This is a genomic window from Ciceribacter lividus (genome assembly GCF_003337715.1).
GTDB lineage: Bacteria > Pseudomonadota > Alphaproteobacteria > Rhizobiales > Rhizobiaceae > Allorhizobium > Allorhizobium lividum.
Genome location: NZ_QPIX01000006.1, coordinates 254,237 through 267,516, shown reverse-complemented (window position 1 = coordinate 267,516; position 13,280 = coordinate 254,237). Strand labels below are relative to the sequence as shown.

General features: G+C 62.0%; 10 protein-coding genes and 3 pseudogenes. 7 read left to right on the top strand and 6 right to left on the bottom strand.

Annotated features, from left to right (window positions below; all coding sequences use genetic code 11):
• Window positions 1-131: 131 nt before the first annotated feature.
• Entirely contained in the window at window positions 132-1,172 is a 1,041-nt protein-coding gene (locus DFR48_RS12760; protein ID WP_170141866.1) for a helix-turn-helix domain-containing protein, read from the bottom strand.
• 535 nt (window positions 1,173-1,707) lie between these two features.
• On the opposite strand from DFR48_RS12760, the gene DFR48_RS12755 reads away from it, so the two are divergent.
• The 5 genes from DFR48_RS12755 (at window position 1,708) to DFR48_RS12735 (ending at window position 8,516) form a co-directional block, all read left to right on the top strand.
• Window positions 1,708-2,652 carry a TAXI family TRAP transporter solute-binding subunit gene (locus DFR48_RS12755; protein ID WP_114363574.1) on the top strand — a complete coding sequence of 315 codons (945 nt, stop codon included), beginning with the start codon at window positions 1,708-1,710 and terminating at the stop codon, window positions 2,650-2,652.
• A gap of 93 nt (window positions 2,653-2,745) precedes the next feature.
• Complete coding sequence (locus tag DFR48_RS12750) at window positions 2,746-4,863, top strand: TRAP transporter permease (protein WP_114363518.1); 2,118 nt, start codon at window positions 2,746-2,748, stop codon at window positions 4,861-4,863.
• Complete coding sequence (locus DFR48_RS12745) at window positions 4,860-5,273, top strand: DUF1850 domain-containing protein (RefSeq protein WP_114363517.1); 414 nt, start codon at window positions 4,860-4,862, stop codon at window positions 5,271-5,273. The genes DFR48_RS12750 and DFR48_RS12745 overlap by 4 nt, the downstream gene beginning before the upstream one ends.
• Before the next feature lie 43 nt (window positions 5,274-5,316).
• A complete protein-coding gene (locus DFR48_RS12740) occupies window positions 5,317-7,167 on the top strand; it encodes a sensor histidine kinase (RefSeq protein ID WP_170141865.1) in 1,851 nt (616 codons plus the stop codon).
• On the top strand, window positions 7,164-8,516 hold the full coding sequence (locus tag DFR48_RS12735) for a sigma-54-dependent transcriptional regulator (RefSeq protein WP_114363515.1): 1,353 nt from the start codon (window positions 7,164-7,166) through the stop codon (window positions 8,514-8,516). Before DFR48_RS12740 ends, DFR48_RS12735 begins: the two co-directional genes overlap by 4 nt.
• Window positions 8,517-8,645: 129 nt before the next feature.
• On the opposite strand, the gene DFR48_RS21785 is transcribed toward DFR48_RS12735, so the two are convergent.
• Window positions 8,646-9,188, bottom strand: a complete 543-nt coding sequence (locus DFR48_RS21785) for a type 1 periplasmic-binding domain-containing protein (protein WP_147273537.1) — start codon at window positions 9,186-9,188, stop codon at window positions 8,646-8,648.
• Between DFR48_RS21785 and DFR48_RS12725 the strand changes: the two are divergent.
• Window positions 9,162-9,272: pseudogene (locus DFR48_RS12725) on the top strand (antirestriction protein ArdC); the annotation flags it as partial. The gene DFR48_RS21785 and the pseudogene DFR48_RS12725 sit on opposite strands and share 27 nt — an antisense overlap.
• Before the next feature lie 55 nt (window positions 9,273-9,327).
• Window positions 9,328-9,906: pseudogene (locus tag DFR48_RS12720) on the top strand (site-specific integrase); the annotation flags it as partial.
• 251 nt (window positions 9,907-10,157) lie between these two features.
• Here DFR48_RS12720 and DFR48_RS22235 read toward each other — a convergent pair.
• The 4 genes and pseudogenes from DFR48_RS22235 to DFR48_RS12700 form a co-directional block, all read right to left on the bottom strand.
• A pseudogene (locus DFR48_RS22235) lies at window positions 10,158-10,371 on the bottom strand (hypothetical protein); the annotation flags it as partial.
• 12 nt (window positions 10,372-10,383) lie between these two features.
• Window positions 10,384-11,280 carry an SMP-30/gluconolactonase/LRE family protein gene (locus DFR48_RS12710; protein ID WP_114363513.1) on the bottom strand — a complete coding sequence of 299 codons (897 nt, stop codon included), beginning with the start codon at window positions 11,278-11,280 and terminating at the stop codon, window positions 10,384-10,386.
• A 29-nt stretch (window positions 11,281-11,309) separates the two neighbouring features.
• Window positions 11,310-12,392 carry an ABC transporter ATP-binding protein gene (locus DFR48_RS12705; protein ID WP_114363512.1) on the bottom strand — a complete coding sequence of 361 codons (1,083 nt, stop codon included), beginning with the start codon at window positions 12,390-12,392 and terminating at the stop codon, window positions 11,310-11,312.
• A gap of 34 nt (window positions 12,393-12,426) precedes the next feature.
• The gene (locus tag DFR48_RS12700) at window positions 12,427-13,266 is read right to left on the bottom strand and encodes a carbohydrate ABC transporter permease (RefSeq protein ID WP_114363511.1); all 840 of its coding nucleotides are present in this window, start codon (window positions 13,264-13,266) and stop codon (window positions 12,427-12,429) included.
• Window positions 13,267-13,280 lie beyond the last annotated feature (14 nt).

Below are 13,280 nucleotides of genomic sequence, written 5' to 3'. Positions count from 1 at the left end.
GGCGAACGGGGGCTGATGGGCTGACTGCAACTTCCTTCGGGTTTCTCGTTTTATGTGTGGATAGCCTATGGCCATTCCTTCCGGTTGTCCTTGGACGGACGTCCCGGAAACTTGGACGTGCGTCCCGAATTTCAACCGCTGATAAGTGCAAGCAGCCAGTCGGAGAGGGATGGACCGGCGGGGGACGCCGGTGAGACACCGGGATGACTGCCGGTGCGGGCGGAGGCACGAGCCTCCCGCGGAGACATTCCGAATCTCTGTCGAAAGAGCCGGCTGAAATGAGCCTCGTCGGCGAAGCCGGCGTCGTAGGCGATTTCACCGATCCGACGATCGGCGTGGCGAGGATCGCAAAGGGCGGCCAGGCCGCGGCGGAGACGCCTGCGGCGAATGTAGGTATTCACTCCGCCAACTTTATCGAAGTGTCTGTAAAGTTGGGTACGGGAGACGCCGAGTTCGCGTGCGATGGATGCCGGGGTCAGATCGTCGCGTGGAAGGTTCTCCTCGATATGGCGCCGCAATCGCTGTCCGAGGCTTGCTCTCCCACCGGCAGGGGACACCGGCGCCATCGCGCCGAGACATGATGCCAGCAATTCCGGGACTGCTCCGGAAAGCGCCACCACCTCTCCGCCAGCGAAGTGACGGGCGGCAGCCGCCAGCGCTTCCAGCATACCGCGCACGAATATGCCCATGGCGCTTCCGCCAAGCAGGATGCGAGGTGAGGCGGGCTGTTCGGCCGCGATCGAAGCGGGGAGCGCCCATTTCGGCAGGACGAGATGCAGCACGTCCGCGTTCGTCACCGCAAAGGCGAGCGGTGCGGAGAGATCGACGATCGAAACGTCGCCCGGGCGAAGTCGTTTGACTGCCGGGTGGCCGAGGGCAATTCCTCCGCTCAGCAGACAGGAGACGACGATATGGTCGAGGTCGTCGCCGGCGAGCTTGTGCCGGCTGCGGTGATAGCGTCCGCCGCTGGCATTGCTCCTGCACAGCAGGAATGTCCCGAAGTGGTGCACGACGAGGCTGGCATTGAAGGAAATCGCCGCCGACCGCGGCGGCGGAACACATTCGAAGAGCAAATCGAGGACAGTTCGCCATGCGCCAAGGGGATCGTCGGCGCCGGCGGTTGTGAAGACAAAACTCCTCACAGCGCCATTCCCGCCGTCGGGAGGCGTCATTTCGTCGGCTGTCTCCTCGTCCCTGCCCCTCATGGTTGCAGTGAAGGGCAGTTTCGCCAATCAGGCTATTACTTATACAAGCGAGAGCTAACAGAATTTTGCGGGAGAGCCGATTTTGCCTGTGGCCGGCCTGGTATCTCTCGGCTGCAGTGCTTTTGAACAAGCTCCGTCTTCACTTCTTACCTGCTCCTGCGACGCTTCTTTATTGCCAGCATCGCTTCGACCGGCATCAAGGGGTAAAGTCTCTCGGGGCGTAGATGAAGATCGCGCCGAGCCTCCTGCATATCCCGGAGGTGCTACGCGCCCACAGGCGCGGGGGAATTGGTAGTCGTGCTGGCAAAATCTTGCCAGAAGTGCGGCTAACTCAGGCAGAAACTTGCTGGCTGTTGCTCGATTTTCGCGTGCGGTACCAATGATTTCAAATGGTTGAAAATGGCCCATCAATTGCTATGGACCCTGTATGCGGACCGGTTCCGAGGAGGACGGCTGCATCGATGTGAAACTTGAACGGGAGGATTCTCAAGTGAACCTTAGACTGAAACGCGCCGCCTTTGCGGCGATCGCTAGTACGTCCATCATGTTTTCCGCGGCGTTGGCCGGCGCGAGCGAATTCATCAACATCCTGACGGGTGGTACTTCGGGCGTCTATTACCCGCTCGGCGTTGCTCTTTCGAAGATCTACGGGGAGAAAATCGAGGGTGCGCGCACCCAGGTCCAGGCGACTAAGGCGTCCGTCGAAAACCTCAACCTTCTGCAGCAGGGCCGCGGCGAGATCGCCTTTGCCCTCGGCGATAGTGTCAAGCTCGCATGGGAAGGCAATGCCGATGCGGGCTTCAAGGCGCCGCTCGACAAGCTGCGCGGGATTGCCGCGATCTATCCGAACTACATCCAGATCATGTCGTCGAAGGAGTCCGGCATCAAGACGATCGCCGATTTCAAGGGCAAGAGCCTTTCCGTCGGTGCGCCGAAATCCGGCACCGAACTGAACGCCCGCGCAATCCTCGCCGCGGCCGGCATGAGCTACGACGATCTCGCGAAGACAGAATATCTGCCTTTCGCGGAATCGGTCGAGCTGATGAAGAACCGCCAGCTCGATGCCACCTTGCAGTCGGCAGGTCTCGGCGTCTCGTCGTTCAAGGATCTGGCGACTTCGGTCGATGTGCAGATGGTCGCGGTGCCGGAAGAAATCGCCGGTAAGCTCGGTGCACCCTATATCGCTGCCACCGTTCCGGCCGGTACTTATCAGGGACAGGACGCCGATGTCCCGACCGTCGCCGTCGTCAACTTTCTCGTGACCCATTCCGATGTGTCCGACGAAACGGCCTATCAGATGACGAAGCAGCTCTTCGAAAACCTGCCGGAGATGGAAGCGGCGCACAAGGCGGCGGCCCAGATCAAGCTCGAGAACGCGCTCAAGGGCATGCCGGTGCCGCTGCATCCGGGCGCCGAGCGCTACTACAAGGAAAAGGGCCTGCTCTGACAGCGACGGGCGGCGGTCGCGACCACTATCACCGGCTCATCCGGTGTCTTGGGCGCCGCCGCCTGCGCATGCTCGGATTTTCGGGAGGAATCCATGCACGACACGACTAATGCACAAGAGCAGGCTGCACCTGCGGAACTGCACGGGCACGCCGCCGCAACCCAGGCGTTTCCGAAGACCTGGGACGGTCGGCTTCTCTTCGGGATTGCGCTCGCCTTCTCCGTTTTCCAGATCGCGACCGCCGCGCATCTCATCGACCTGCCGAGCCAGATCGTGCGCGCCGTTCACGTCGGTTTCGTCACGGTACTGGTCTTTCCGTTGCTGGCCATGTTTTCGCGGCGCGGCGGCATCGCCAAGGCGATTGCCTGGGCTATGGCCCTGCTGGGTGCGACAGTCGCCTTCTACCAATGCTACGAGTACAGTGAACTGCTTATCCGCGCCGGTGATCCCCTGCCGCGGGACGTTGCGGTCGGCGTTGTCGCACTCGGGGTCGTGTTTGCCGCGGCCTGGGCGCTTATGGGCCCGGCCTTGCCGATCATCACCGGCCTGTTCCTCGCCTACAGCCTGTTCGGCGAATACCTGCCGCCGCCGCTCGACCACCGCGGCTACGATTTCACGCAGGTGATCGACCACATGGCCTACGGCACGGAAGGAATCTACGGCATTCCGACCTTCGTGTCCTCGACCTACATCTTCCTGTTCATTCTCTTCGGCGCCTTCCTTGAAAGAGCCGGAATGATCAAACTCTTCAACGACGTTTCGCTGAGCTTCGTCGGCGACAAGCGTGGCGGTGCGGCGAAGGTCGCGATCATCTCGTCCGGGCTGATGGGAACGATCTCGGGTTCCGGGGTGGCGAATGTCGTCACCACCGGCCAGTTCACCATTCCGCTGATGAAGAAGTTCGGCTATCGCGCCGCCTTTGCCGGCGGTGTCGAGGCGACGGCCTCGATGGGCGGACAGATCATGCCGCCGGTGATGGGCGCGGTTGCCTTCATCATGGCCGAAACACTGGGTGTCGAGTATCACGAGATCGTCAAGGCGGCGATCATCCCGGCGATCCTCTATTTTGCTTCGGCTTTCTGGATGGTTCATCTCGAGGCGGGCAAGTACGGGCTTCTCGGCCTGCCGAAGAACGAACTTCCTTCGGCAAAGGCCGCGCTCATCGAGCAGTGGTACCTGATCCTTCCGCTGGCGGCGCTCGTCTGGCTGCTGTTTTCGGGCTACACGCCATTGTTTGCAGGAACGGTCGGTCTTGCCTTCACCGCGTTGTTGATTCTCGGCAGTTCCGTGGCGCTCGGTCTTCCCTCGAATGTGATCCGGATCATCTTCTGGGTGGCCCTCGGTTTGGTGGCGGCCGCCTTCTTCCAGTTCGGTATCGGTGTCGTTCTCGCTGCACTGGCGGTGCTGATTGCGGTCAACGCCTTCTCGCGAGGCGGACGGGAGACGCTCGTCACCTGCCGCGACGCACTTGCGGAAGGCGCAAAGACCGCGTTGCCGGTGGCGACGGCCTGTGCGCTGGTCGGCATCATCATCGGTACGATGACGCTGACCGGGGCGGCGAACACCTTCGGCCAGTTCATAGTCTCTGTCGGCGACAAGAGCCTGTTCCTGTCACTCTTGCTCACCATGGTGACCTGTCTTGTTCTCGGCATGGGGATACCGACGATCCCGAACTACATCATCACCTCGTCCATCGCCGGCCCGGCTCTTCTCGAGCTCGGCGTTCCGCTCATCGTCAGCCACATGTTCGTCTTCTACTTCGGCATCCTTGCCGACCTGACGCCGCCGGTTGCGCTCGCCTGCTTCGCCGCGGCGCCGATTGCGCGTGAAAGCGGACTGAAGATCGCGATCCAGGCGATCAAGGTGGCGGCGGCCGGTTTCGTCATTCCTTTCATGGCGGTCTACTCACCGGCCCTGATGCTCCAGGATGGCGGGACCATGGCCGTCAGCGTCGGCTATCCGGCGGCGGTCGCTTACGTCGTCGTCAAGACCGGTCTTGCGATCGGTCTTTGGGGCGCGGCCGTCATTGGTTTCCTGGTCGTCCGTCTTTCGGTCGCGGAACGGCTTCTGGCCGCCGCGGCAGCTTTCACCCTTCTGGCGGCGCTGCCGCTGACGGACGAGATCGGCTTTGCGCTTTCGATCCTGTTCGCCGTCTGGATCTGGCGTCGGGGACGACAGGTGGGCGGCAAGTCGGTACCGGGTGCCGCATGACCATGGCGGTCTGCATCATTGCCGGCGGCAAGGCGATGGCCGTTGCCGCCGGCGTCTTCACGCTCGGCTGGACACACTCAGTCGAGAAAACCGAGTGGCAGGAGCGCTGGACGCCGACACCACAGGGGCTCGTTCTCGAAGAGGCGCGCGTTCAGGGCTCCGGTGCCGGCATGGAGCCCGGCGACGGCGCCCACCGGGAGGGGAAATGGTGGGTCTGGACACCAAACCTCGCGCCAGTTCCCGAGCTGGTCCTCGCGGCCTCGGGGGCGACGGTCTCGGGCTGGAGACTTTGCGATGCCGAGGGATGCCGCGAGCTCGGACGACAGGCTCAGGAGCCGCTCGTCCTGCGGCCCTGTGACCAAGAGCAGTCAGAGGATATCCCGACGCCGCGATCGCCTAATGAAGGATAGGGGCGGCGGCTGTTCTCTCTTGACCGAGGAGACGCTACACTCGATGCAGAAGACAGGATCCAACCACGTCGGCTCGGTGATGGCGCGTAACATCGGCAGAATGACTGCCTTAATGCTGGTGGCGACTTTCACGGCGCCTTTTGCTGCTTATTATGTGGCGAGCGGGGCGGCCGTCAGCGCACTGGAAGCGCAACTCCAGCGCAGCCTGGTGCTCACCAACAGGGCGATCGCCACGGAGGTCGAGAGGTTCCGGTATCTGCCGCTTGTGATCGGCGAGGATGCCCGCATCCGCGCCCTTGCCGAGAACGAGCGCAGCTCCGCCGTTCTCGATGCCGCGAATCTCTATCTCCAGACGGTCGTGCGGCAGGCGGGCGCGGCCGAGCTCTACGTGCTCGACAATCGTGGCGTGACGCTTGCAGCCAGCAATTTCGCGACCGCCGAGAGCTTCATCGGACATGACTACAGTTTCCGTCCCTATTTTCAGGACGCGATTCGCAACGGCGAGGGCCGCTATTACGCGATCGGCGTCACGACAAAGAAGCCGGGTTACTTCCTGAGTTCGCGCATCGATATCCCCGGTCATCAGCCGATCGTCGTCGTCGTCAAGGCCGATCTGCAACCGCTCGAGGTGACCTGGGAAGCCGCGGGCGTCCAGACGGCAATCGCCGACCGCTGGGGCATTGTTTTCCTCTCCGGCAATCCCGACTGGAAATATCGACCGCTTGCACCGCTTTCGCGAGAGGCCGCCGAACGGGTCGCAGCGGAGAGAACCTATGACGGCACCGATCTTGCCGAAGCCAAGCCGATCCTGCCCGCAGGCGTCGTGCCGCCGATCAACGCGGCCGACATGCCGGCGCTTCGGGTCGACGGCGAGGGACAGCAGCTTCTGGCGAAGTTTTCCGCCATCGAGCCGGACAGCTGGATCGTGCTTGCGGCGACCAGCACAGAGGATATCGCAAAGCTCGCCGGCTTCTGGGCGCTCGCCGCGCTCATTGCCGGCCTCGTCGCGACGGGCGCGCTCTACTTTCTCCATCAGCGGGCCCTGCTGATCCGCATGCGCCTGCGCCAGGGCGAGATCCTGGAACTCAAGGTCGCCGAACGAACGCAGGATCTCGCCCGCGAGATCGACATGCGCAGGCGGACCGAGGACGAGTTGCGCCGCGCGCAGGAAGGGCTCATCCATTCCGAGAAGATGGCGGCGCTCGGACGGATGTCGACGGCGATCGTGCATGAAGTGAGCCAGCCGCTTGCCGCACTCGAGGCAACACTGGCGACGGCCGGTGTCCTTGCGGAGAAGGATGAGGCGGCAAAGGTCGGCGAGCGGCTTCTCGACGCGCGCGCGCTCGTCAAGCGCATGCAGCGTACCGTCAAGCACCTGAAAACCTTCGGCCGGAAGGGCGCTTCCGAACTCGAGGCAGTCGACATCGACACCGTCATTCGCAACGCGATCGATCTCGCCGCGCCGCGGGCGAAGGCGCTCGGCGTCGTGCCGACCGTCGAAGCGCAGGGCCCGGCTCCCGTCATCACTGCGGTCGGGGTCAAACTGGAGCAGGTGATGCTCAACCTGCTTCTGAACGCGCTCGACGCCGTCGAGGGCCGTCCTGCTCCTTCGGTGATTGTTCAGCGAACCGCGGAGGCCGGACAGGTGAACGTGACCGTCATCGACAACGGGACCGGCATCGCGCCGGAACACCGCGATCGCGTCACCGAACCGTTCTTTACCACCAAGCTGACCGGCGAAGGTCTCGGCCTTGGCCTTTCCATCGCGACCGCAATCGTGCGGGAATACGGTGGCGAAATCACCTTTGCCGAAGCACCCGGCGGCGGTACCATCGCCACGATGTCGATGCCGATCGACAAGCGATCGGCGCATCCACTCGAGGCAGCACAATGAGCCGCGGAGACGTTCTCCTCGTCGACGACGACCGCGATCTCCTGAAGGCGGCGACCGACTGGCTGGAGGTCAGCGGGTTCTCCGTGACCGCCTTCCATCGGCCTGAAGAAGCCTATCAGCAACTCCTGCGCACCGAGCCGGATGTCGTGGTGAGTGACATCCGCATGCCGGGCATCGACGGCATGACGCTCCTGAATTCCGTCATCAAGGTGCGTAGCGACGTGCCTGTCATCCTGATGACCGGGCATGGCGATGTCACGCTCGCGGTCAAGGCGATGAAGCAGGGCGCGGAGGACTTCATAGAGAAGCCATACGACGCGGAGTACCTCCTCTCCGTTCTCGACAAGGCCGTCGAGAAGCGCCGGATGAAACGGGAGATCGCCCGTCTGCAGGGCCTGGTTCAGGAGGAGGGCGGTGGCCCGCCAATCGTCGGGGACAGTTCCGCCATGTGCGAGCTTCGCAGCCGCGTGGCAATGCTGGCCGATGTCGATATCGACGTGCTGATCATCGGCGAAACCGGTTCCGGCAAGGAGCTCGTCGCGCAGGCGCTGCATCGGCAAGGTCGCCGCCGGGCCGGCCCCTTCGTCGCGATCAACTGCGCCGCCCTGCCGGAAAGCATTTTCGAAAGCGAGATCTTCGGCCATGCGAAAGGTGCTTTCACTGGCGCGCTTTCCGAGCGTGAGGGCAAATTCGAACATGCCGCCGGCGGAACCGTCTTCCTCGACGAGATCGAATCCATGCCTCTCGCCCTGCAGGCGAAAATCCTGCGTGTGCTTCAGGAGCGGGTGATCGAACGGCTCGGCGAAAACCGGCTGCGGCCGGTCGACGTGCGGATCATTGCCGCTGCCAAGAGTGACCTTTCCCGAGAGATTGCTGCCGGAAGATTTCGTGAGGACCTGTTCTATCGGTTAGCGACCGTCGACATTCGAATTCCGCCGTTGCGTCTGCGGAGGGACGATATCGGCCTGCTGTTCAGCCATTTCGCCTCGCTCGCTGCCCATCGCTACGGCCGTGCCGAGCGTATCGTGTCCGCCGATCTGCTTGCGAGCCTGCAACAGGAGGAATGGAGAGGGAATGTTCGCGAACTCAAGGCGCGGGCAGAGCGCTTCGCACTTGGTCTCGATGAACAGGGCACCGGCGCCGCCGCGCAAACGGGTCCACACGGTGAGTTGACACTGCCGGACCGGCTTGCCGCCTACGAGGTGCAGTTGATCCGGGCGGCGATCGACGAGCACGACGGCAATACGGCGCGCGCAGCCGCGAGCCTCGGCATACCGCACCGGACCCTCAACGAGAAGATCGCGCGGTACGGGCTGAGAGGCAGTCGGGAGAAGTCATCGGACCTGTAGTGGACACGGCAACGACGTGTTCCGCGTCCCCCGGAGCAGACGATGTCCGCACTTGCCGACACTCCTGTCGCACCATTCGCGTCCCGGAAATGAGCGTATGACCCTGGCCGAGGGGCTCAAGCTTCAATCTTACCCCAGTTGGCTGAACGGACCGTTATAGACGGTTCGGGGAGGGATCAGTTCCGGGTCCACCTGTATCAGCACCGGGTCGGTAACACCGCTGTCGACCAATTCAAAGGCGGTGGCGATGAGTTGGTTCGAGTTCTGCCGTACCATGTGCACAGGAAATTCGAGGAATGCCGCGAACGGGTCATAGTCGTAGCAGCCGAAGACGCTCTGTTCGAATGCTTCCGAGGGAAGGTGGACAAACTCGCTGACGATACCTTCGAACGCTCTGATCGAGTTGATGAACAACCCGGCGGGCAATCCGCCGATACGGTCGCTGAGTGCCGAGACCTCGCGAGCGGCGTTACCGGGAGCGTATCCGCAGGTAATGATCTGATCTTCATCAAACGATCCTCGTAGCTCCAGGACCGTCGATCGAAATGCCGAAATTCGGTGTGCAGAGTGAGAGTGCTGACGGGTTTTCCGTGACGGGTTAAGGGCTGGAGAATAGGTCTCCGGCGCCCGTCGCGGAGAACAACGATGTTCAGGAATGACCGCAGCGGGCATGCCGGCTCCGACAGGACGAGCCTTTACGACGACATCACCGGCAAGATTATCGCCGAGCTGAAGGTGGACCGCTTCCCCTGGGTCCATCACCGTGAAATTGTTCTAGCCGATCATCAGATCGGCGGCTTCAATCTGCCTTAGTCCAGCATCCGGCATTCCGACCGAGCCAAAGGTCCAGGGCACGCGCTGGCTCAGCGAGGACGAGTTCGTGCAGCTCTATCGCTGGCTAGGATGCCCTGACACGCCGGTTCATCCCTCCTATCCGCGCGCCGTGCAGATCATCATGCTGACGGGTCAGGGTGTCGAGGAAATCGCCCGCCTGCATGTCGATCAATGGGATGCCAAGGAGCGGATCATCGACTGGTCGAAGACTAAGAACCTCCCGCCGCATGCCGTTCCGGTCCCGTCGCTCGCCGCCGAGCTGATCGAGTCGATCAAGCCGAACGAGTACGGCTGGTTCTTTCCTTCGGCGAAGGATCCGTCCAAGCCTGTCAGCCATGCGACGCTCTACAGCTTCGTCTGGCGGCAGCGTGATGGTGGCGTAATTCCCTACGCCGCCAATCGTGATCTGCGCCGGACTTTCAAAACGCTGGCAGGCAAGGCCGGTGTCTCGAAGGAGCTCCGCGACCGCCTGCAAAATCATGCGCTGCAGGACGTCAGTTCGAAGAACCACGACCGCTGGAACTACATGCCCGAGAAGCGCGCCGGCATGAAATAATGGGGCAAGTTCGTACGGGCGATGCTTACCAAAGTGCAAAACCGTTGCGCAGTTTGAGGGTGAGCCGTGTTGTAAACGATATCATTTCACCACGTAAGAACAGTATGATGCCTAAAATTTCCGTAAACGTGCTATAGAAGAGGCGCGACGGTTGATTATCGGGTGCGATTGATCTAGTTTTTCATTTCATCGTGACCCAGATCAACTAGCGAATTTATTAACAGTGGAGCCAAGCCCCACGCCGAAATACATTCGAAGGCTGCCATCTGGACCGTTGCGGCCTTTTGATCAACGGAATTGGCAGGCTGTTCGACCGTGCGCTCGTATGGCTTCCAGCTTGCGCCGGTGATTTGCTCGTAAGCGGAGACGGCACATTCGGCTGCCATGCGAAGTAATGTGGGCCTGAAGTCCCATCTCGGCTGCTAACTCGCGCTTGCGCTCGGCGCGGCTGTCGAAGCCTACCGGGTCCAATCTAATCTAAGGCCGATAGTGAGGTTCAGCCAAGCCCTGGAAGGGCGTGGCCACCGCATAGAGGTCACCGCCCGTCCCGCCATCCGGACGCAAGGATGTAATATAGGCCGTTCTTAGATCACTTCCACCAAAGCAGATATTGGTCGGGTTTCGCGTCGCCACGATGATTTCGGCATCGATCTTGCCAGCCGGCGTAAGCCGCAAGACACGACCGGAATCGCTGGCCGCGATCCAGTAGCAGCCATCGACGTCGATGGCCGCGCCATCCGGTCGACCGCCAAGCTTGCCGTAATCGGCGAAAAGCGTGGCATTGGCGCGCTCGCCCGTATCGGGGTCGAAGTCAAAGGACAGGACATGCGGATTGGAGACATGGGAATCCGAAACATACATCCGCCGTCCGTCAGGGCTCCAGGCAAGTCCGTTCTGGACGCGGAAGCGCCCGCCGCGAGCGCGAAGGTCCCGGTTCCGTCCGATGCTGTACAACGCTCCAGACGCTTCGGGCGCGGCCGGTGTCGGCGACAGGGTGCCCGACCAGAACCGACCCTGCCGGTCACAGGCGCCATCGTTCATCCGCCCACCTTGCGGAATGTCGGGACTGGACCCGAAGGTAAGGACCGGCCCGTCCCGCTCCAGGTCCAGACGGGCAAACCCACGATCCGTCGCCGCGATAAAACCTCCATCCTGCCGCAAGGCGAAGGCGCTGACCGTCGCGGGTAGCGACCAGCTTTGGAACGCTCCCCCGGCGGCCGGCATGCGGAAGAAACGCCGGCTGGTGATATCGACCCAGTAGAGATCGTCGGTCAGTTGGTCCCAGACCGGGGACTCGCCAACCTTGCAATTCGGCCTCGCAATGCATTCGGCAACATAGCTTCGGACAGTCATCGAGGATGAAATCTCCGGCATTGCACCTTCCAGATGTCGTAATTCAACGATCAGCGCGCCGCGATCCTGCGCTCCGTCGCCGTGTCGAACATCAACACCTTCTCCGGCCGCATCGCCAGTCCGAGCCGCTCGCCGGGCCTTAGCTGGCTGCGCTGCTTGGATGAAAGAAGCATCTTGCCGCTGCCGGTATCGCAGATGACGGTGGTGTCCGAACCGGTGCTCTCGACCGCATTGACGACGCAGGGAATGGTTCCCGGCGTGCCAAGCTCGCTCAGTTCGAGAAATTCGGGCCGCACGCCCAACAGCACCTTGCGACCATTCATGTCGGCGAAGCCTTCTGGCATCGCCAGGCTGGTCTGGCTTTCCGGCACCAACAATGTCCGCGCATCGTCACTGACCGAAGCCTTGATCATGTTGATCGCCGGCGAGCCGATGAAGCCCGCGACGAAGACGCTGTCGGGCGAATCGTAGAGCGTGAGCGGCGAACCGACCTGTTCGACCCGACCGTCGCGCAAGACGACGATCTTCTGTCCCATGGTCATGGCCTCGACCTGATCGTGCGTGACGTAGACGGACGTCGTCGCCAGCCGCTGGTGCAGGTCGCGGATTTCTCCGCGAACCTGGCTACGCAGCTTCGCGTCGAGATTGGACAAAGGCTCGTCGAATAAAAACACGGCCGGATTGCGCACGATCGCGCGGCCCATGGCCACGCGCTGACGCTGGCCGCCGGACAACTCCTTCGGCAGGCGGTCGAGCAGGGTTTCCAATTCCAGCATCTGGGCCACCGCGTCGACCTTGCGACGGATCTCCTCCTTCGGCCGGCGCGCGAGGCGCAGCGAGAAACTCATGTTCTCCCGCACCGTCATCTGCGGATAGAGGGCATAGCTCTGGAACACCATCGCGATGTTGCGTTCCTTGGCCTGCATATCTGTCACGTCGCGGCCGCCGATATGGACCTCGCCCGCCGTGCAGTCCTCAAGCCCGGCAATAATGCGCAGCAGTGTCGACTTGCCCGAACCGCTCGGACCGATCAGCACACAGAATTCGCCCTCGGCGATGTCGATCGACACGTCCTTGATGACGTTCACCGCCCCGAACGACTTGCAGACACCATGCAGCGATACAGCTCCCATGTCATTCCTCTTGTATTCTCGCGCGAAGGCGCGGTTAGCCCTTGACCGCACCGGCGGTGATGCCACGATTGAACTGCTTCTGGAGCAACAGATAGACAATGATCGGCGGCGCCATCGCCAGCAGCGTGGCGGCCACGAAGATGTTGGGCGTGATCGTCTCGTCCACGCGCAGCATGCCCAGCATTACCGGTATGGTGAACAGCGACTTGTCGTTCACCACGATCAGCGGCAGCAGATACTGATCCCAGATCATGATGAAGCCGAAAATTACCACTGTACCGAGTGCCGGCCGCACCAGCGGCAGCACCACATAGGCGAAGACCTGCCACTCGTTGGCGCCATCTATCCGCGCGGCTTCCTCCAGTTCCTTGGGGATCGCCCGCATGAACTCGGTCAGCACGAAGATTGCAAACGCCCAGCCGACGACGGGCAGAACCATCGCGGCGTAGGTGTTGTAGATCGAGACATCCAGCAGAGGGAAGCGTTTCTGGACGATCAGGTACAGCGGAATGGAGATAATTTCCTCCGGCAGCATCATGGTGCACAGGATCAGCAGCGAGACGATGGCGGCGCCGCGGAACTTCTTGCGCGCCAGCGCATAGGCGGCCAGCGCGCTGACAATCACTTGCAGCGTGGTGCCAAGCGCGACGACGACCAGCGAGTTCAGAAGGTAACGCCAGACATTGAGGTCGATCAGCGCGGTGCGAAAATTGGCCAGCGTCGGCTGCACGGGCCAGAGAAACAGCTGACCAGGCTTGAGGATCTGTCCGCTGAAGGCGGTGACGACGATACCCCAGAAGGGGCCGACGAAAACGATGAAGACGAAGATGTAGAACAGGATCCGCGAAACCCGGATTGCGACGGACTGATGCATCGGAGTTCTCCTCG